This window comes from Burkholderia plantarii (assembly GCF_001411805.1).
Taxonomy (GTDB): Bacteria; Pseudomonadota; Gammaproteobacteria; order Burkholderiales; family Burkholderiaceae; genus Burkholderia; species Burkholderia plantarii.
Genome location: NZ_CP007213.1, coordinates 3,217,754 through 3,237,136, shown reverse-complemented (window position 1 = coordinate 3,237,136; position 19,383 = coordinate 3,217,754). Strand labels below are relative to the sequence as shown.

Here is a 19,383-nt window from a genome sequence, read left to right as displayed (position 1 = left end):
AGCCGGCCGATCGGGACGGCACCGCGCCGGCCGGTGCCGATCGATGATGGCGCCGCGCGGTATCCGCCGCGATTTCCCGGCAACGAACACCGACGGTCGCCGCGAAGGCGCGGCGACCGCTTCCACGCGACGCTCACGGCTGCCGTCTCACCCCGCCAGCACGTCGCGCAGATACACCCCGCCCGACAGCCCCTGCCGGACCTGGCGCGTCGGCTCGTCCACCAGCACTTCCTCGGCGCCGGCCTCGAGCGCGTCGAGCGTGGTGCGGATCACGTCCTCGGGGCGCGCCTTCGGCACGTCGAACTGGCGGATCATGTCGGTATCGATGTAGCCGGCGTGGAAGCCGAGCACCTGCGTGCCCTGCGCGCGCAGCTCGTGGCGCAGGCCGTTGGTCAGCGCCCAGGCGGCCGCCTTGCTGACGCCGTAGCCGGCGATCAGCGGCGTGTTGGCCCAGCTCAGGATCGACAGCATGTTGACGATCGCGCCGCCGCCGTTGCGCCCGAGGATGCCCGCGAACGCCTGGCTCACGTTCAGCACGCCGATCAGGTTCGTCTCCAGCTGGTCGCGCAGCACGGCGGTGGCGCCGTCCGTGAGCAGGCCGCCGAGCCGCCCGATCCCGGCGTTGTTGACGAGCAGCGTGACGTCGCCGCATTGCCGCGCGGCCGCCTCGACCTGCTCGGGCTTCGTCACGTCGAGCTGCACCGCCGTCACGCCGGGCAGCGTGACCGAGGCCGGATCGCGGGCGCCCGCGTAGACCTTCGCCGCGCCGCGTGCGAGCGCCTGCCTCGCGAGTTCGAGGCCGAGGCCGCGATTCGCGCCGGTGATGAACACAACCGAACCTTCGACTTTCATGAGTGTTTCCTTTCGCGCCGAGCGCCGGGTAACAATATGATGATCATCATATCGATGATCGAAAAAACGCCCCGGAGCGGCAGCCGGCCGGGGCGGTGGGGCGATCAGGCCGGCGCGTAGCGCGCCAGCAGTTCGCGTTTGGTGGCCGCCAGCACGGCGCGGCCTTCGTCGTTGTCACCGAGCGTGCGCGCCAGCTGCAGCGCGCCGAGCAGGGCGGCGGTGATGGCCCAGGCCGCGTCGGCCGGCAACTCGGGCGGCAGCGCGCGCTGCACGTGGCGCTGCAGGCGCCGCGCGACTTCCCGCGAGGCCGCCGCCACCGGTTCCGACTGGATCGGCATTTCCGAGGACAGCGCCGCCATGGCGCAGCCGCACTCGCGGTCGGCGATCACGCCTTCGTAAAGGTACGTTTCCAGCATCGCGTGGAACGGGCTCACGCCGGCGGCCACCAGCCGGTGCGCCTGCGTCTCCATGGCGGCGATGCTGTCGGCGGCGGCCCGTTCGACGGCCGCGCAGAGCAGCGCGTCGCGCGAGGCGAAGTGCGCGTAGAAGCCGCCATGCGTGAGGCCGGCCTCCTTCATCACGTCGGCGATGCCCACGCCGTGGAAGCCGGCGCGGCGCACGGCCCGGCCGCCGACCTCGAGGATGCGGGCGCGGGAGGCGGCCTTGCGGTCGCCGGAAGCGGGTTGGCTCATGCGAGGAATGCGATGACGTTGTAAATATGATGAGAATCATATTCGTGGAGGGCGGGCGAGGCAAGGGGAATTCCGGGGGCGGGCCGGCAGCGGGAAACGCCTCGGTTGAAAACGCGGCGGTTCCGATGCGAACCGATTGCGCCGGGGGCGCGTGAGCGATGGCGTCGTCCCCCGCCGCCTTCCCGCGGCCCGGCGTGCTCAGCGCGCGGCCCACGGCGGCACGGCGAGCTGCGCGGCGATCCGGTCCGAGAACGCGCGCGTCCTGGACGGCGTGCCGCCCGCCGCCGGCATGACCACGTAGACCGAGCCGCGATCGAGCCGCGGCCAGTCGGACAGGATCTCGACCAGCCGGCCCGCGGCCAGATCGCGGCCGGCATACCAGTCCGAGGTGTACAGCATGCCCAGCCCGTCGACGGCCGCCTCGACCAACAACTCCGCGTCGTCGGATGCGAGCGGGCCGGACACGGTGACGCCGAGCGGCGCGTCGCCGGATCGGGCGAACTGCCGTCGGTAGGGGGCGTGGCGGCCCGTGCAGCAGACGCAAGGGTGTTTTGCCAGGTCCAGCGGCGCGCGGATGACGGGCCGGCGCGGCGCGGACCCGGCGGCACCGCTTCGCGACCTCGCGCGCGACGCGGCGCGAATCGGGCAGCCCGCCCCTCACGACTCGCGACCGCGCCGGCCATCACGCCGCCGGCTCGCCCTCTTGGCCAACCCGGCGGGCGCTCCCGCTGCCTTTCCGTTCGTCTCCCGAGACCCGCCGGCGCGTGCCTCGCGGCCTCCGCGCGGTCCCCGGCCAACCCCGCTGCGGGAGCCGTCGCGCCACCCCCGGACACGCCCTTCGCGAGCCCGTTTTACCCGTCTCCCCCACGCTGGCCCGAATCTTGCCCATAGGAAGCGCCGATCTCGCCGGGAAGCTTGCCGGACGGGGTCGACAGGCCGCTGCACCACACGGCGGCGCGCCGATTTACCAAAACACGTCACGTCGAATTGTAATTTTTATAAGAAGGATGAATCCAATGAACGAGGTTCAATTCGTCAGGCTGATTGCCGCCATGTTGTTCCTGATGGTCTGCTGGTCGGTGGGAGACGCGGTGCGGATTGCCGCGCGCAGCCCGATCGAGGGCGCGGTGCGCCGCGCGCAGACCGTGGTCCGGCTGATGCGCTCGGTGGTCTATGCCGCGCTGCTCTACGTGCTGTCCGCCTGGTGCGCCTACGAGGCATGGCTCGCGCCCGAGTTCGTCTCGTACACGCTCGCCACGCTGCTGGTGACGGGCGCGATGACCGGCTGCTACATCGGCTGGGTGTACCTGACCGTGCGGCCACCGGTATGACCGCGCGCCGCCACGCCGTGATTTCGCGCCGGCGCGGGACGCCGGCGCGCCATCCCACCCGCAGGACCTGCCGATGATCGCCACCCAGACCGCACAAGACGTTTTCACGGCGCTCACGCGCGCCGGCTTCGAGATCAGCCTGCCGCTCTCGCTCGCCCCGGTGCGCGAGGATCGCGATTACCGCGCGCTGGTGGCGGCCGGCATCATCGGCCTGAACCTGCCCGTCCACGCCTGGGCCGATACCGAGATGTGGGCCGTGGTGGCCGCCTACGTGAACGTCCACGGCCTGGTGCGGATCAGCGAGATCCAGGCCGCGAAGCTGCGCCTGACGCCGTTCGAGGCCTCGGCCGCCAATTCGATCATCGCGCTGGCCGCGCAGATCGCGTCGCTGGCGGCCGTGCCCGGTCGCCGTGCCGCCTGAGGCGACGGAGCGTGTGATGAAACGACGTCAACTGAACAAGGCCCAGCTGCTGCCGCTCGCGCCCGACTACCAGCGGCGCGTGCAACTGCGGCACCACCTTGCGCTGGCGGCGCTGCGCGACGCGCGCGCCACGCCGGAGCAGATGGCGCTGCTGCTCAGCACGGTGCAGATCGCCTACCTGCTGCGCGCGCCGGCCGCGCGCGACCTGTTGCACGACGACGGGCCGGGCGAGGGCGCGGCCAGCGGCGACGGCCTGGACCTCTACCGCCGCGCCGAACAGGCGCTCGAGCGCTGCTACGCGCGCCTGGGCGGCGGGGCGCCGATCGCGCTGCGCGACAACGAGCGCAGCGACCTCGAACGGCTCGTGACCGCCTACGACGCGCGGCTCGCCGGCCTGCCGTCGCACCGCTACGCCGACGCGCAGGTCGAGTTGCACCACTACGTGTTCACGGGCCGCTCGCCGATCCCGCCCGTCGCCGCGCGGCCGGCTGCCGAACCCGCCGCGCCGGTCTCGCGACGGCAGGCCGAATCCACCGCGCCGCTGGCCGCGGCGGCTCACCCATGACCCCCGGTTTCTGCAACCGCATTGCAAAAAACGCCCGGCCCGGCCCGCGTGTCCGGCCGGCGCGTGCTTCATCCTTCGAGGTATCCGCATGAGTTTCAGCATGAACGAAAAGCCCATGTCCTGTCCGCGTCCGGACGCGCCGCGTCGCGTCGACGGGATCGTGTTCCACCTCGCGCTCAACGACAGCTGGATCGAGACGATCGGCATGCCGTTCGAGTGCCGCGGCCGCGTCTGGGCGGTCCACCGCTCGCCGCTCGTCGCGCCCGACAGCCATCCGCGCTATACCGTCTCCGACGTCGAGACCGGGCGCAGTTTCCGCCGCTTGCTGGAGCCTACCGTCGAGGCCGCGCGCGCCGCGGCGATCGGCGTGATCACCACCATGCCGCCGCCCGTGTGGGCGAAGATGGTCCGCTCGCGCGACCACGCCCAGGTGGCGGCATGAGCGCGGCCGGCACCGACTATCGCGCCGAGGCGCGCGGCGGCGAGATCTCGCCGCCGGTGCGCGCCTCGATGCGCCTGCCTGCCTCGGCGCGTCGCCACGGGCGCCTCGGCGGCGACGATGCGGCGCGCTGGGCACGCCGTTTGCTCATTGATATCGAAAGACGAAAGTGCCGCAGCGGCGGACGCACACGTTAAAATCGCGAATCCGTATCCGCCCCCGCTTTCGGGGCATGCCGCGCCCGGTCCGCCGGGATCGGCCCTCGACATCTGACCGACTGAACATGACCCAGGACGACTCCGCGCCCCATGCCCCGGCGCCCCCCGACATCGAGCCATTGGAAAACGTGGAGACGGGCGTGCCGGGCTTCGACGAGATCCTCGGCGGCGGCTTCGTGCGTGGCGGCCTTTATCTGATCGAGGGGATGGCCAGCGCGGGCAAGACCATCCTGTCGAGCCAGATCGGCTTCCATCGCGTGCGCCAGGGCGACCGCGTGCTCTACATGACGCTGATCGCCGAGTCGCACGACAAGCTGCTCGGCCACCTGCGCGCGCTCGATTTCTTCGATCCGGCCGCCGTCGCGCAGAAGATGATGTTCGTGTCGGGTTATCACGAACTGATGCAGGACGGCCTCGACGGCTTCCTGAGGCTGATCGCGGCGAGCCTCGCGAACTACCGGCCCGGCCTGCTGATCGTGGACGGCTTTCGCAGCGCGCGCGAATTCAGCGAAACCGAGCTGTCGCTGTCGAAGTTCATCCACGAGCTGAACGCGCTGGTGGCCGCGATGGGCTGCACCACGCTGCTGCTCGCGCCGCTGTCGGGCAACGAGCCGCATCCCGAGCACACGCTGGTGGACGGCCTGATCGAGCTGAACCGCTATACCGACGGCGGCATGCGCCGCGCGCGCGAGATCGAGGTCCACAAGATGCGCGCGCGCAACCACCTGCTGGGCCGCCACTTCTTCCGGATCACCTCGGGCGGCCACGCGATGTACCCGCGTCTCGAGGCGCGCTTCGCGAACCTCGAGGACGAGCGCGACCTGCACCAGCGGCTCGATACCGGCCTGCCGCATCTCGACCACCTGCTCGGCGGCGGCTTCGTGCGTGGATCCGTCACCACGGTGATGGGGCCGTCCGGGGTCGGCAAGACGCTGCTCGCGCTGCAGTTCCTGAAGGCCGGCGTCGCGCGCGACGAGAAGGTGGTCTACCTCGGCTTCTACGAATCGCCGCAGCGGCTGATCGGCAAGGCCGAGACGGTCGGCATCCGGCTGCGCGAGGCATTCGCCGACGGGCGCCTGTCGATGCAGTGGCAGCCGGCCGTCGAGCTCGAGGTGGACGAACTGGCCGCCAACACGCTCGCGCTGATCCAGCGGCTCGGCGCCTCCCGGCTCGTGATCGACGGCATGGAGGGGTTTCGCGATTCCGCGCTGCGCCCGGCGCGTTTCGGCCTGTTCCTGAACGCGTTCAACCATGCGCTGCGCGACGCCGGCATCACCACGCTGCTGACCGAGGAGCTGCCGCTCTACGCGGACCCGTCGCACGGCAAGGGCCTGCGGCTGTCGGCGCTGACCGAGAACCTGGTCCTGCTGCGCTACGCGGAGACCGACGGCCGCCTGCGGCGCATGCTGTCGGTGGTCAAGCAGCGCGAGAGCGCGCACGACACCTCGCTGCGCGAACTGATCATCACGCCGGAAGGGCTCGACGTCACGCCGAACGCGATCGGCGCGGCGGGCCTGCTTTCGACACAGGGGCTGACCGTGATGCACCGCCCGATGACGGGTGGCTAGCCGTACATGAAAACCATCCTGATCGTGGACGACGAGTTCGACATGCTGACCGTGTGGCGCCTGCTGCTGGAGCAGTGCGGCTACGCGGTGTTCACGGCGTCCAACGGCGCGCTTGCGCTCGACCGGATCAGGGAGGGCAAGCCGGACCTGATCGTCACCGACTTCATGATGCCGGTGATGTCGGGCGGCGAGCTTTGCGCGGTGCTCGCGCGCGAGCCGGACTGGCGCGCGATCCCGATCATCCTCTGCAGCGCGGCGGTGGATATCCCGCCGCAGCCCAATCCGTCGATCCTCTACGCGCGCAAGCCGCTGTCGTTCGACGCGCTGCTCGGGATGGTGCGGCGCCAGCTCGGCGAGGCGGCCGGCTGATCCGGGTCGGGTCGCCATTGCATCGAGGGGCAGGCCAGAAGCCGCGCCGGGCGCGCAGTCCCACGATGGGCTCCGGGCTGTTTGGGGTTCGATCAGGGCCGGCGTTGCAGGCCGTGAAAAAGCGTGCGCCGATTCCGCCGTCATGCGATAGTCGCGGTATTGCCTGCGGCGGACTGTCTCTTATCCGCTGTCCTGGCCTGCTTCGCTGCCCCGGTTTCGCGCGGCGGAGTCCAACCGAGGAACGTCAATCCGATGCCGGACGAGATCCGACAGGGCGATGCCGTCGCGGCAGCGCCGTCCCCCGCTGCCGAGACCGACGCGGCAGCGTCCGCCGTTGGCGCCACGGCGGTTTCCGGCGCCGCGGCTTCGGCGGCGATCCCGGCCGTGCTCGCCGCGCTGCGCGCCGCGACCGGCGAGCAGCATGAACGGCTGCACCAGTTGATGCCGTTGTCGGCCGAAACGGCCGGCCTGCATGATTACCTGGCCCATCTGCGAATCCTGCGTGCCTGGCTGGCGCCGCTCGAGCCCTGGCTCGACGGCCCCGCGCGACAGGCGTCGGCGCACGACGACGGCGCGCCGCGGACGAGCGCCGCCGCGCTGCCGCCGGTGCGGCGCGTGGCCTTGATCGACGCCGATCTCGCCGCCGCGCCGGCCGCCGCGCTGGCCGCGCTGCCGGCCGGCCCCGCGCCCGCCGAACCGTGGTGGCCGGCCGATGCCGGTGCCGCCTATCGGTGGGGCGCGCGCTACGTGATCGAAGGCTCCCAGATGGGCGGCGCGGTGCTCTACCAGCAGCTCCACGAACGGCTCGCGCCGCATCCGCTCGGCTTCCTCGCGGCCGGCCGCCACGGGCTGTCGGCGCGCTGGAAGGCGTTCGTGCGCTGCCTCGCGGCCGAGGTCGAGGCGCCCGCCGCGATCGCGGCGGCCTGCCGTGGCGCGACCGACGCGTTCGACCATCTCGTCAGGCTGGCCGGCCTGGCCGACGCCGCGCGCGGCGTGCCTGCCTGATGCGGATTGCCACGATGCACGAATTCAGCGACCCGGGCGAGCCGGTCCCGCAACCCGATTTCGGCGCGGCGGCGGCGGCCTTCGACTGCCTGCCCGACGCCTACCTGATCATCAACGCGCGCCACGAGGTGGTGCTCGCGAACCGCCGCTACCTGAGGCTGGTCGGCGTGGCGCCCGCGGCGGTCCTCGGGCACCGCCTGCAGGACATCAACCAGTTCGGCACCGACGCACAGCGCGAGGCGCGCCGCGAGTGGCTGGAGGGCACGCTGAACCAGCTGCCGCTGCGCGAATCGGTGTGGTCGCCGGTGTTTCGCTACGAGATGCCGGTCGAGCACGAGAGCGGCGAATGGGTGGCGGTGCCGCGCTACTGGCGCATCAAGGCGACGCCGCTCGACGCGCCCGATTCCGGGCTGGCCGGCGCCGTCGCGATCCTCGTCAGCGAGGTCACCGAGCACGTCGCCGAGTACGAGCGCGACCAGCGCGAGCGCGCCAAGCTGCGCTCGCAGGCGCAGCTGCGCCAGGTGGTGGCCGAGGAAGCGCGCGCGCAACTGCGCGAGCACCAGGAGCGGCTCGAGATCGCGATGGCGTTCTCGCAGGTGGGCGCCTGGGAGCTCGAACCGCTCACGGGCGGGATCCAGTGCACCGACCAGTGCCGGACCAATCTCGGGCTCGGCATCGACGACCTGCTCACGCGCGAGCGCTGGTTCGACGAGATCGTCCATCCCGACGACCGGCCGCGGCTGCGCGAGGCGATGACGCAGGCGCTCGACATGCACGAGCCGTTCGAGGTCGATTTCCGGGTGGGCTGGGAGCACGGCCAGGTGCGCTGGATCCTGGTGCGCGGCGTGGGCCGCTATCAGGCCAACGGCGCGCTGAGTTCGGTACACGGCTTCACGCTCGACATCACCGCGCGCAAGCAGACCGAACTCGAGACGCAGGCCAACGCGGTGGCGGAGAAGCGCGCGCGCGAGCAGAGCGACCGGCTCGCCACCGCGATGGATCACTTCATCACCACCGTCAGCCACGAGCTGCGTTCGCCGCTCAACGCGATCCTGAGCTGGTGCGAACTGATGCGGCGCTCGCCCGAGCCGTCGCTCGTCATGCGCGCGGGCGAGGTGATCAACCGCAACGGGCGCCAGCTCGCGCACATGGTGGACGACCTGCTCGACAGCGGCGCGATCGTGACCGGCAAGCTGTCGGTCGTCCCGCGGCCGGTCGATCTCGGCGCGCTGGCCGGGATCGTGGTCGAGGACATGCGGATGATCGCCGAGGCCAAGGGGCTCGCGCTGATCGCCGACCGGCTGATGCCGGCGATGGTGATCGCCGACGAGAACCGCATGAAGCAGATCGTCTGGAACCTGCTGTCGAACGCGGTGAAGTTCTCGCCGCAGGGCACCATCGAGGTGTCGATCACGCCGCTCGGCGAGCGCGTCGAGCTGGCCGTGCGCGATTCCGGGCGCGGCATCGATCCGTCGATGCTGGAACGCGTGTTCGAGCGCTTCCAGCAGTCGGCGGCCGACGGCGAGGGGCGCGTGGCGGGCCTCGGGCTCGGCCTCTGGCTCGCGCGCAACCTGATGGAGCGGCAGGGGGGAGAGATCGTCGCCGAGAGCGGCGGGGTCGGCCACGGCTCGACGTTCCGGCTGTGGTTGCCGGTGTACCACTGAGTCTCGCGGGCCGGGAACGGCGCCGCGGCGGCGAGGCGGGACGGCCGGGAGGAGCGGTGTCGCCGGTCACGGCGCGCGCCGCTCGGCGGGGTGGGGCAGCCGGCCGGAGGCTTCGGCGGCCAGCGGGGGCAGCGGCGTCGGCCGCTCAGCGCTGGTACGGCGGCGGTTCGTTCAGGACCGCCCAGAACATGCCGAGATCGTTGATCGCGGCCATGAAATCGTCGAATGCCACGGGCTTCACGACGTAGGCGTTCACGCCGAGGTCGTAGCTGCGCAGCAGGTCCTTTTCCTCGCGCGAGGACGTCAGCATCACCACCGGAATGTGGCGCAGGTGCTCGTCGCCGCGCACGATCTTCAGCACTTCGTGGCCATCGAGCTTCGGCAGCTTCTTGTCGAGCAGGATCACCGCCGGGCTTTCGTCGGGACGCTCGGCCCACTTGCCGTCGCGGCGCAGGAACTGCAGCGCCTCTTCGCCGTCCCGTACCGATACCACCGGATTCGCGAGTCGCGTCTTCTCCAGCGCGATCATCGTCAGCTCAATGTCGTCGGGGTTGTCTTCCACGAGAAGGATCGGTCTTAACACGCTTGCTCCATTGAACTTGATTTGCCGATTCGGGTGTGGCGCTTTTACAAGGGCGCTGCCCGATATTCCAGGGGCCGCCCGGGCGTCGGTGCCCGGCGTCGTTACTTCTGCTGCTTCGGTACCGAGCGCGTGCGGCGCGCCGGTGCCAGCGCCTCGAGCCGTGCCACCGCGCTGTTCGACGTTTCCTCGCGTTCCACCGCCGCGCCGGCAAACACGCGCGGCAGCGCGAACGAGATGGTCGCACCGCGATCGGGCTCGCCACGGGCCCAGACCTTGCCCCCGTGCCGCTCGACGATCCGCTTTACCGAAGCAAGTCCTATGCCAGTGCCGTCGAACTCCTCGACGTGATGCAGCCGCTGGAATACGCCGAACAGCTTGTCGACGTAGCGCATGTCGAAGCCCACGCCGTCGTCCTTGACGAAGAACACGTCGTGGCCGGCCAGCTCGCGTTCGCCCGCGTAGCGGCCGATCTCGATGTGAGCCACGTCCCGGGCAGCCGAGAATTTTACCGCGTTCTCGATCAGGTTACGCAGCACCAGATGGATCAGCACCGGGTCGGCGGTGACGTGGCCGAGCTCGCCGACGCGCCACTCGATCGCGCGCGGCGCGGCGGTGCCGTCCTGCGTCGCGTCGCGCGTCTCGTCGGCGATCAGCGCGTCGGCCATCGCGCGCATGTCGATCTGCTGCGGGCGCAGCGCCGAGCGGCCCATCCGCGAGAACGCGAGCAGATCGTCGACCAGCGTGCCGCCCACGCGCGCGGAATTGACGATCCGATCGACGAAGTGGCGGCCGCGCTCGGACAGCTTCGACGCCTCCATCTCGCGCAGCAGGTCGGCATAGCCGACGATGTGACGCAGCGGCGCGCGCAGGTCGTGCGAGACCGTGTAGGAGAAGCCTTCCAGCTCCTTGTTGGCGCGCCCGAGTTCGAGCGCGAGCTCGGCCAGCTCCTCGGCGCGACGCAGCACGATGCCGAGCAGCGCGGCGCGGAATTCGAGCGCGATCTCGCGTTCGGCCGGGCGCCACGGCGGCGAGTAGCCGCGCACGATGTCGGTCCAGACGTCGAAGCTCTTGCGCGGCGAGAGCGAATCGGCCATCGGCGCGAGTTTCTCGCGCGGATCGCCGGCCCACTTGATGGTCTGCACCACCTCGGGCCGGAACCACACGATGTAGTTGCGGAACAGCCGCGAGATCGACACCGCGAGCGCGCCCGCGTAGTCGGGGTTGGCCTCGATCACCGGCACGTCGCGCGCGAGGTTGTCGGTCCAGAACACTTCCTCGATCTGCGTGTCGAGCCACTTCACGAGCTGGCCGACCTGCGCCTCCGACGGCGTCGCGCCGGCCAGCACCACGCGCCCCTCGAACACGATCGCCACGCCCGCCGAGTGGGTGAGCCGCAGCAGGTCGCGCGGGTCTTCGGCGAGCGCGTCGACGAAGCTCTCGGTATCGGCCATCGACGCCAGCAGCCGCGCGTGCAGGTGGCGCAGGTCGAGCCGCAGCTCGGCCTCGGCGTGGTCCTCCTTGGCCTCGATTTGCAGCGACAGCACCTGCGCGATGTGCTCGCAGGCGGTGCGCACCTCGAACGGCGGCACGCGCGCGGTGTCGTGGTGGCACGAGATCAGGCCCCAGAGCTTGCCGCGCACCACGATCGACATCGACATCGAGGCCAGCGTGCCCATGTTCTTCATGTACTGCACGTGGACCGGCGAGACGCTGCGCAGCGACGCGTAGGTCAGGTCGGTGGGGCGCTGCGTGGCCGGATGCAGCGGCGGCACCAGCCGCACCGGCCGGTAGTTCGCGTCGGCGATCAGGCGGATGCGGTTGCGCACGTAGAGCGCGCGTGCCTGGGCCGGGATGTCGGAGGCCGGGAAGTGCTGGTCCGCATACGAGGTGTAGCCGGGCTCGATGCATTCGGCGATCACGTGGCCGTTGCCCTGCTCGTCGAAGTTGTAGACCAGCGTGCGGCCAAAGCCGGTGATGCGCTGCACCTCGGTGGCCGCGAGCCGCGCCAGGTCGGCGGTGGTCTCGACGTTCTCGAGCTGGTTGATGAAGGTGCGCACCAGCGGGTACATCGACGAGAACACGTCGATGGTGCCGCGCGCGGGTTCCAGTTCGACGATCGCGAGGCCGTCGTGGCGGTGGACCACGATCGCGAACGGCGAGCGGCGCACGGTGCCGGCGGCGCGCGGGTCGTCCATCGAGCCGACGTAGAGCGGCAGGCCGTTCGATTCGTGGCTGCGCAGCGCCTCGATCACGGTGGCGGCCCAGTCGGCGCCGACGAAGCGCGCGAGCGGCAGGCCCGGCAGCGCCTCGGGCGCGCCGCCCACCAGCTCGACCGCGTTCTCGCTCGCCTGCACGACGATGCCGGCATCGTCGATCGACAACAGGAAACCGTGGGGCTGGATGCCGCCCGGGATATGGATGGGTTCGCGCGCGCAATCGGCGCCGTTCGTATCGGAAACGGAGGGGAGCGGGGCTGCCATTGGCACTCCTGGCTGGGGTATCGGCATTTTCGCACAGCACCATCGAGCGCGCGGGCTCCGGGGCGCCGCGCTTCGCGGCGACGGGCCCGGCGTCGCTCGCGGTGCCGGACGGGGCGCGGCGGCGGGCCGTCGTGACCGGGCGCGCGGCGCGGTCGCATCGGCGCGGGCGCGGCGGGCCGATCCGGCGGTCGCCGCCGGCCGCTTCGCGCCGGTGCGGACGATATTTGAGATGGACCGGAATTCAAGGACAGACAACGACGCGGCGGGTCGTTTTAATAGGCGTAGAGAGAGCCGTAACCGATTCTTCCGATTATTCAGCCAGGAGAGCCTGATGTCGAATCCGTCCGACCACGGCGAGGCCGTGCGTCCGGTGTCGCGCGCCTTCGTGCGCCGCGCCCCGGCGCTGCCGTCGTGCAGGCGGGCGGCGGCCTGGCTGGCGGCGGGCTCGGCGGCCGGGCGCTCGCCCGGCATCGCGGCGGCGCGGCGGAGGGCCTGACGATGCGTGCCGATGCCGTATCTCCGGTCGACGACCGGATCGACCGTCGCGGCCCGGCGCCGCTCGAACCGGACGCGCTGATCGCCGCGCTCGGCTACTGGCGCGACACGCTCGCCGGCCTGCCTGCCGCGCTCGCGCTGCCGGTGGACCGGTGCCGCGAGCGGGCCGCCGCGCGCGTGGCCGAGTGCATCGACTTCGAGATCGATCCGGTCCGCCATGCCGCGCTGCGGCGCCTCGCCGTTGCGCATGGCGCAACGATGTTCGAGGTCATTCACGCCGCGCTCGCGATCGTGCTCGGCGGCATCGCGGCCCAGCACGATCTGGCGATCGGCACGCCGGTGCGCCAGGGCGGCGCCGCGAACAGCGTGGTGCTGCGCACCGACCTGTCCGGCAATCCGTCGGCCGGCGAACTGCTGAGGCGGGTCCGTACCGCCGATCGCGCCGCGCTGGCGCGCCGGCAGGTGCCGTTCGCGCGGCTCGCCGCGCTCTTCGCGCCCGCGTCGGGCGCGACCCATCCGTTGTTCCAGGTGATGCTGGCGGTCGGACAGGTCGGCGACGACCTGGCGTGGGCCGCGCGCGCCGTCGCCGACGGCGTCGAACTCGCGTTCGCGCTGCGCGACACCTACGGCGCGCTGATCGGCGCGATCGTCTACGCGGAGCAGTGGTACGACCGCGAAACGATCGAGTCGATTCGTGCGCGCCTCTGGCAGGTGCTCGACACGATCGCTTCCGATCCGTCGCGCCGGTTCGGCGACATGCCCCTGTTGACCATTGACGACCGCGAGCGCCTGCGCTCGTGGATGCGGGCGCCCGGTTCGCCGGGCGCGGCCGGACGGCGCGCGGCGCCGGTGGCGAGTGCCTCGCCGCCGGCCGTGACGCCCGCCTGCGCGGGACCGGGCAGTGACGCGGCCGCCGACGCGGCGGCGCGCGCCTGCCGCCGCGCGGCCGCGAAGGATGCACCGGGCGAGCCGATCGCGGCTTGATTGGCCGGTGCGGGCCGCGCGCGTGTCGTGCGCGAGCGTGCGATTCACCCGGCCTGGCCGCCGTGCCGGGTTGGTACCGCGCGCCGATCGCTGTCGGGATCGGCGCGCGGGGCAGAGCCCCGGGCTGGACGGGCCGCCGCACGCGCAGTGCGGCCGGCCGGTACGGCCCGGTTGTGAGGATTTCGAGCCCGTCGTGCCGGCCGGTCGGCCGGACCCGGCCGCGGGCCATTCCGCTGGATGCCGTCCGCCCGGCGACCGCGTCATGCGACGCGGGCCAGGCCGGCATTCGTGTCATCTGGCATTCCGTTGACGAGGTAATGATGACTGAACCGATACTCGACGACGCGCTGTGGTCGCTGATCCAGCCGTTGCTCCCGCCGCCCAAGCCGCGTCGGACCCGCTATCCCGGTCGCAAGCCGCTTGACGACCGGGCGGTGATGGCAGGCATCCTGGTCGTGCTCGAATCGGGCATTCCCTGGGGGCAGCTGCCGCAGGAGATGGGCTATGGCTCCGGCATGAGCTGCTGGCGCCGGTTGCGCGACTGGCAGCAGGCGGGCGTCTGGGAACAGATCCACGCCGTGTTGATGGTGGCGCTGCCGTCGGCCGGCAAGATCGACTGGTCGCGCGTGGTGATCGAATCGCCGTCGCCGCGCACGCTCAAGGCCGATCCGGAACGCCTGCCGATCACGCCGCGCATCCTGCACGAGCCGCCGCCGCGCGTGGTGGTGCATGCGCCGATGCTGCCGCAGCCGCAACTGCACGACGTGTCCGAGGTCAGCTGAAGCCGGCTGACTGACGGCGCCGGCAGTTCGCGGCGGCGCCACGACGGTCCGCGACACGTTTTTTACCCGGCCGATCCGGGCTCGCATGCTGTCGCATGCGCGCACGTCGCGCCCGCAATACCCCGCCAGTCCATTGCGATCGCAGTTCGATCCGCCCGCCGCGCCGCCGGATTCCTTCCGCCAGACCGCGCGCCAGGCCCGAAAACTCGCTATAGTTCCCCGCACCAACAGAACACCCGCCGCGTGCGCGCGCCGGCTCGCGCTTGCCCTTCGGCGCGCCAGTCCGGCAGGCGGTGCGCAAGGCCGGCGCCGTCACCCCCATCAAGGTTCCCGTGAGCGACATTTCCTTCCAATGTACGGAGTGCGGCAACTGCTGCAAGGATCTCCGTTTGCCCGTCACGCCGGCCGAGGCGCGCACCTGGCTCGAACGCGGCGGGCGCGTCGACGTGCTGTGCGAGGCGCTGCCGTGGCCGGCCGAACCGGAGCCGGACAACGTGTTCGCCGAGTACAAGCGGCGCCGCTCGTTCGCGGCCGACAGCGGCACGCTGCCGGTGCGCATCGACGTGACGCTGGCCGCGTCGTTCAGCGGCCCGTGCCCGAACCTTGGCGACGACCTGCGATGCCGCGCCTACGACACGCGTCCGCTGGTCTGCCGCGTCTATCCGGCCGAGATCAACCCGTTCATCGAGTTGCGGCCCGAGAACAAGGGCTGCCCGCCCGAGTCGTGGCGGCCGGGCACGGCGCCGCTGCTGGCGGGCGGCACGATCGTCGACGCGACCACGCGCGAGGCGGCCGAGCGCAGCCGCGTCGAGCAGGAGCGGGCCGTGCCGGCCAAGCAGGCGATCTGCGCGGCGCTCGGCATCGATCGCGCGTCGGTGGCGAACGAGGGCTTCCTGATCCTGTCGCCCGAGCCGGCGGACCTGCTGGCGGCGCTGTGCGCGCTGCCGCAGGCACCGGGGGCGCTGGAACCGGCGCCGGGCGAGGGCGCCGCGCCGCGCGGATGGACGCTGGTGTCGAACCGCCAGCAGACGATCGACGTGCTCGGCCAGGTAGGCGCGCTCAGCGAACTCGACCGCGCGCCGCAGGGCGAGCACGCCTATCTGTACATCGGGATGCACGCGGCGTCGTGATGCTTTCGCGGTGAGCCCGGGCCGGGCAGGCGCCGGCGCTTTCGCTCCCGGAGTTCGCGGTGCGGCGCGCGTTCCGCCGCGTCTGCCGCGATTCCCCTCGTTTCCCCTCGTTTCCCCTTCCTCTCGCGGCGTCTCCGCCTTCCCCCGTTTTTCGTCGCCACCGGCCGCCGCGCCGGATGCTTCTGCGTGCTCCCGGCAGACACCGCCGCCTTGCCGCCGGCCGGTGCGTTCGCGCCTGCGCCGTCGTCGTCTTACGGGTAAACGCAAATTCACCTATGAGATATGAGTTATACAATTCGTAAAAACTGGCGCGGACGAGACCTGCCCGCGCGTCATCCCTGACGGAGGTTGCTCGTATGACGATGGTTGATGATCGGCGGCGGCGTTGCGACGCCCGGCTGCCCCGAGTCCGGCGTCGCGTCGCGCGCCCGGGGCGCCCGACCGGAGCCGCGACATGAAGCCCGCGATCGGGCCGGCCGGCCACGCGGGCTACCAGTGCGGCTTCGCGAACCATTTCGCCACCGAGGCGCTGCCGGGCGCGCTGCCCGAGGGGCGCAACTCGCCGCAGCGCGTGCCCTACGGGCTCTATGCCGAGCAGCTGTCCGGCACCGCGTTCACGGCGCCGCGCGCCCATAACCGTCGAAGCTGGCTGTACCGGATTCGCCCGGCCGCGATGCAAGGGCCGTTTGCGCCGCTCGACCGGCCGCGCGCCCAGGCCGGGCTGGCGGCGCTGGTGGCCGATTTCACCGATTCGGCCGAGGTGCCGCCCACGCCGCCCGACCCGCTTCGCTGGGACCCGCTGCCGGTGCCGGCCGAGCCGACCGATTTCCTCGACGGCTGGGTGACGATGGCCGGCAACGGCTCGGCCGCCGCGATGAACGGCTGCGCGATTCACCTGTACGCCGCGAACCGGTCGATGCAGGGGCGCTTCTTCTACAACGCCGACGGCGAACTGCTGATCGTGCCGCAGCAGGGGCGCCTCGCGATCGCCACCGAGCTGGGCCGGCTCGACCTCGAGCCGCAGCAGATCGCCGTGATCCCGCGCGGCGTGCGCTTCAGCGTGGCGCTGCCCGACGGCGAGGCGCGCGGCTATCTCTGCGAGAACTTCGGCCAGCCGCTGCAGCTGCCCGACCTCGGGCCGATCGGTTCGAACGGCCTCGCGAACCCGCGCGATTTCGAAACGCCGCACGCGGCCTACGAGGATCGCGAGGGCGAATTCGAACTGGTGGCCAAGCTCAACGGCCGGCTCTGGCGCGCGCCGATCGGCCATTCGCCGCTCGACGTGGTGGCCTGGCACGGCAACTACGCGCCGTACCGCTACGATCTGCGCCGCTTCAACACGATCGGCTCGATCAGCTACGACCATCCCGATCCGTCGATCTTCCTCGTGCTGCAGGCGCCGAGCGACACGCCGGGCGTGGACACGCTCAACTTCGTGATCTTCCCGCCGCGCTGGCTCGCGGCGGAGGCCACGTTCCGCCCGCCGTGGTTCCACCGCAACGTGGCGAGCGAGTTCATGGGCCTCGTTCACGGCGCCTACGACGCGAAGGCGGCCGGCTTCGTGCCGGGCGGCGCGAGCCTGCACAACTGCATGGCCGGGCACGGGCCGGACGCCGGCACGTTCGAGAAGGCGTCGGCGGCCGACACCTCGGCGCCGCACAAGCTCGACGACACCATGGCGTTCATGTTCGAGACGCGCACGCTGCTGCGGCCCACCCGCTTCGCGCTGGCCGGCCCGCAGCGGCAGGCCGACTACGCGCACTGCTGGCAGGGCCTCGTCAAACACTTCAACCCGGAGCAACGATGACGCCCGTCACCGATCTCGACGCGACGCGCTCGCCCGCGCTGCGCAGCTGGCTCGACAGCGCCAACCACGCGGAATGCGATTTCCCGATCCAGAACCTGCCGTTCGGCATCTTCGGCGCCGCCGGACGCCCGACGCCGCGCGCCGGCGTGGCGCTCGGCGAGCACATCGTCGATCTGGCGGCGCTGGCCGCGGCCGGGCTGCTCGCCGTACCCGGCGCCGACGCGCGCGAGGTGTTCGCGCAGCCCACGCTCAACGCGTTCATCGCGCTCGGGCGCGAGGCATGGCGCGCGGTGCGCGTGCAGCTGAGCGCGCTGTTCGCGCGCGACAACGCACGGCTGCGCGACGACGCCGCGCTGCGCGAGGCGGTACTCGTGCCGCTGGCCGGCGCCACGCTGCATCTGCCGGTGGAGATTCCCGGCTATACCGATTTCTATTCGTCGAAGGAACACGCGACCAACGTCGGCATGATGTTTCGCGATCCGAAGCATGCGCTGCTGCCGAACTGGTCGGAGATGCCGATCGGCTACAACGGGCGCGCCTCGTCGGTGGTGGTGAGCGGCACGCCGGTGCGCCGGCCGCGCGGCCAGCTCAAGCTGCCCGACCAGGAGCGGCCGGTGTTCGGCGCGAGCCGGCGGCTCGACATCGAACTCGAGACCGGCTTCATCATCGGACGCGGCAACGCGCTCGGCGAGCCGATCGCGTGCGAGGCCGCCGAGGCGCACATCTTCGGCATGGTGCTGCTCAACGACTGGAGCGCGCGCGACATCCAGCAGTGGGAGTACGTGCCGCTCGGGCCGTTCAACGCGAAGGGCTTCGCCACCACCATCTCGCCGTGGATCGTCACGCTCGACGCGCTCGAGCCGTTCCGCGTGGCGCAGCCGAAGCAGGATCCGCTGCCGCTGCCGTACCTGCGCCACGCCGGCGAGCACGGCTTCGACATCCAGCTCGACGTGACGCTGCAGCCGCACGGCGCGGCCGAGGCCACCACCCTCACGCGCACCAGCTTCCGGCACATGTACTGGACCATGGCGCAGCAGCTCGCGCATCACACCGCGTCGGGCTGCAACACGCGGGTGGGCGACCTGATGGGCTCGGGCACCGTCAGCGGGCCGGACCGGGGCGCCTGCGGCAGCCTGCTGGAGCTGACCTGGGGCGGCAAGGAGCCGATCGCGCTGGCGGGCGGCGGCACGCGCGCCTTCATCGAGGACGGCGATACGCTGACGCTGCGCGGCCATTGCCAGGGCGACGGCTATCGCATCGGCTTCGGCAGCTGCGTCGGCACGATCCTGCCGGCGCTGGCCGATGCCGCCGAAGGCGGGGCGCGCGATGGCTGAGCCCACGCTCTACGGCTATTTCCGCAGCTCGGCGTCGTACCGCGTGCGCATCGCGCTGAACCTGAAGGGCATCGATTACCGGCAGGTTCCCGTGCATCTGCTGCGCGGCGGCGGCGAGCAACTGGGCGAGGCGTACCGGCGCATCCAGCCCGATGGCGTCGTGCCCGCGTTCGTCGACGGCGACGGGCCGCCGCTCGCGCAGTCGCTCGCGATCGTCGAATACCTCGACGAGTGTTTTCCGCTGCCGCCGCTGCTGCCGGCCGCGCCGGCCGATCGCGCCTACGTGCGCGCGGTCGCGCTGCAGATCGCCTGCGAGATCCATCCGCCCAACAACCTGCGCGTGCTGAGCTACCTGAAGACGACGCTCGGTGTCAGCGACGCGCAGAAAAGCGCCTGGTACGCGCACTGGATCGGGCTCGGCTTCGCCTCGCTCGAACGCCGGCTCGCCGCGGACCCGCGCGTGGGCCGCTGCGTGTTCGGCGACACGCCGGGGCTGGCCGACCTCTGCCTCGTGCCGCAGGTGTGGAACGCGAAGCGCTTCGCCGTGCCGCTCGATGCCTACCCGACGCTCATGCGCCTGTACGAACATGCGGCGGCGCTGCCGGCCTTCGCGCGCGCCGAGCCGTCGGTGCAGCCCGACGCGGAGCCGCCGCGCGCGTAGCTT

20 protein-coding genes and 1 pseudogene are annotated in these 19,383 nt (G+C 71.5%); 16 read left to right on the top strand and 5 right to left on the bottom strand.

The genetic code is table 11. The annotated features are described in order from the left end of the window. Nucleotides 1-147 precede the first annotated feature (147 nt). The 3 genes from bpln_RS30480 to bpln_RS34725 form a co-directional block, all read right to left on the bottom strand. A complete protein-coding gene (locus bpln_RS30480) occupies nucleotides 148-852 on the bottom strand; it encodes an SDR family oxidoreductase (protein WP_055140894.1) in 705 nt (234 codons plus the stop codon). A 104-nt stretch (nucleotides 853-956) separates the two neighbouring features. Then, nucleotides 957-1,544 carry a TetR/AcrR family transcriptional regulator gene (locus bpln_RS30475; RefSeq protein ID WP_042628823.1) on the bottom strand — a complete coding sequence of 196 codons (588 nt, stop codon included), beginning with the start codon at nucleotides 1,542-1,544 and terminating at the stop codon, nucleotides 957-959. 198 nt (nucleotides 1,545-1,742) lie between these two features. After that, the gene (locus tag bpln_RS34725) at nucleotides 1,743-2,102 is read right to left on the bottom strand and encodes a LysR substrate-binding domain-containing protein (protein WP_244131990.1); all 360 of its coding nucleotides are present in this window, start codon (nucleotides 2,100-2,102) and stop codon (nucleotides 1,743-1,745) included. A 458-nt stretch (nucleotides 2,103-2,560) separates the two neighbouring features. Here bpln_RS34725 and bpln_RS30465 point away from each other — a divergent pair, with 458 nt between their 5' ends. The 9 genes from bpln_RS30465 to bpln_RS30425 all read left to right on the top strand — a co-directional run bounded on the left by bpln_RS30465 (nucleotide 2,561) and on the right by bpln_RS30425 (nucleotide 9,124). Further along, the gene (locus tag bpln_RS30465; protein ID WP_042628822.1) at nucleotides 2,561-2,875 is read left to right on the top strand and encodes a hypothetical protein; all 315 of its coding nucleotides are present in this window, start codon (nucleotides 2,561-2,563) and stop codon (nucleotides 2,873-2,875) included. A gap of 73 nt (nucleotides 2,876-2,948) precedes the next feature. Beyond that, nucleotides 2,949-3,296 (top strand): hypothetical protein, encoded by a 348-nt coding sequence (locus tag bpln_RS30460; RefSeq protein WP_042628821.1) that lies wholly within the window; start codon nucleotides 2,949-2,951, stop codon nucleotides 3,294-3,296. 16 nt (nucleotides 3,297-3,312) lie between these two features. Continuing rightward, nucleotides 3,313-3,861, top strand: coding sequence for a hypothetical protein (locus tag bpln_RS30455; RefSeq protein ID WP_244131985.1), 549 nt, complete (start codon nucleotides 3,313-3,315; stop codon nucleotides 3,859-3,861). A gap of 100 nt (nucleotides 3,862-3,961) precedes the next feature. After that, nucleotides 3,962-4,303, top strand: a complete 342-nt coding sequence (locus bpln_RS30450) for a hypothetical protein (protein WP_244486978.1) — start codon at nucleotides 3,962-3,964, stop codon at nucleotides 4,301-4,303. Beyond that, nucleotides 4,300-4,497 carry a hypothetical protein gene (locus tag bpln_RS30445; RefSeq protein WP_042628819.1) on the top strand — a complete coding sequence of 66 codons (198 nt, stop codon included), beginning with the start codon at nucleotides 4,300-4,302 and terminating at the stop codon, nucleotides 4,495-4,497. The genes bpln_RS30450 and bpln_RS30445 overlap by 4 nt, the downstream gene beginning before the upstream one ends. Before the next feature lie 86 nt (nucleotides 4,498-4,583). Next, nucleotides 4,584-6,086: an ATPase domain-containing protein gene (locus bpln_RS30440; RefSeq protein WP_055140892.1), complete on the top strand. Its 1,503-nt coding sequence runs from the start codon at nucleotides 4,584-4,586 to the stop codon at nucleotides 6,084-6,086. Nucleotides 6,087-6,092: 6 nt separating this feature from the next. Then, nucleotides 6,093-6,455: a response regulator gene (locus bpln_RS30435; protein ID WP_042628817.1), complete on the top strand. Its 363-nt coding sequence runs from the start codon at nucleotides 6,093-6,095 to the stop codon at nucleotides 6,453-6,455. Nucleotides 6,456-6,707: 252 nt separating this feature from the next. Then, the gene (locus bpln_RS30430) at nucleotides 6,708-7,460 is read left to right on the top strand and encodes a biliverdin-producing heme oxygenase (RefSeq protein ID WP_082465492.1); all 753 of its coding nucleotides are present in this window, start codon (nucleotides 6,708-6,710) and stop codon (nucleotides 7,458-7,460) included. Nucleotides 7,461-7,474: 14 nt separating this feature from the next. Continuing rightward, a complete protein-coding gene (locus bpln_RS30425; protein WP_042628816.1) occupies nucleotides 7,475-9,124 on the top strand; it encodes a sensor histidine kinase in 1,650 nt (549 codons plus the stop codon). Between the two features lie 145 nt (nucleotides 9,125-9,269). On the opposite strand, the gene bpln_RS30420 is transcribed toward bpln_RS30425, so the two are convergent. Both bpln_RS30420 and bpln_RS30415 read right to left on the bottom strand, forming a co-directional pair. After that, nucleotides 9,270-9,707, bottom strand: coding sequence for a response regulator (locus tag bpln_RS30420; protein ID WP_042628815.1), 438 nt, complete (start codon nucleotides 9,705-9,707; stop codon nucleotides 9,270-9,272). A gap of 101 nt (nucleotides 9,708-9,808) precedes the next feature. Next, nucleotides 9,809-12,187, bottom strand: a complete 2,379-nt coding sequence (locus bpln_RS30415; protein WP_055140891.1) for an ATP-binding protein — start codon at nucleotides 12,185-12,187, stop codon at nucleotides 9,809-9,811. A 331-nt stretch (nucleotides 12,188-12,518) separates the two neighbouring features. Between bpln_RS30415 and bpln_RS36910 the strand changes: the two genes are divergently transcribed. From bpln_RS36910 to maiA, 7 genes and pseudogenes are all read left to right on the top strand, one after another. Then, entirely contained in the window at nucleotides 12,519-12,683 is a 165-nt protein-coding gene (locus tag bpln_RS36910) for a hypothetical protein (RefSeq protein ID WP_158512091.1), read from the top strand. A gap of 2 nt (nucleotides 12,684-12,685) precedes the next feature. Further along, nucleotides 12,686-13,666: a condensation domain-containing protein gene (locus bpln_RS30410; protein ID WP_055140890.1), complete on the top strand. Its 981-nt coding sequence runs from the start codon at nucleotides 12,686-12,688 to the stop codon at nucleotides 13,664-13,666. A gap of 320 nt (nucleotides 13,667-13,986) precedes the next feature. Continuing rightward, nucleotides 13,987-14,325, top strand: a pseudogene (locus bpln_RS30405) (transposase); the annotation flags it as partial. Nucleotides 14,326-14,780: 455 nt separating this feature from the next. Beyond that, complete coding sequence (locus bpln_RS30400) at nucleotides 14,781-15,578, top strand: YkgJ family cysteine cluster protein (RefSeq protein WP_055141279.1); 798 nt, start codon at nucleotides 14,781-14,783, stop codon at nucleotides 15,576-15,578. 454 nt (nucleotides 15,579-16,032) lie between these two features. After that, on the top strand, nucleotides 16,033-17,385 hold the full coding sequence (gene hmgA, locus bpln_RS30395) for a homogentisate 1,2-dioxygenase (RefSeq protein ID WP_055140889.1): 1,353 nt from the start codon (nucleotides 16,033-16,035) through the stop codon (nucleotides 17,383-17,385). Beyond that, a complete protein-coding gene (gene fahA / locus bpln_RS30390; RefSeq protein ID WP_055140888.1) occupies nucleotides 17,382-18,719 on the top strand; it encodes a fumarylacetoacetase in 1,338 nt (445 codons plus the stop codon). The genes hmgA and fahA overlap by 4 nt, the downstream gene beginning before the upstream one ends. Continuing rightward, the gene (gene maiA, locus bpln_RS30385) at nucleotides 18,712-19,380 is read left to right on the top strand and encodes a maleylacetoacetate isomerase (protein ID WP_055141278.1); all 669 of its coding nucleotides are present in this window, start codon (nucleotides 18,712-18,714) and stop codon (nucleotides 19,378-19,380) included. The genes fahA and maiA overlap by 8 nt, the downstream gene beginning before the upstream one ends. Nucleotides 19,381-19,383: the final 3 nt, after the last annotated feature.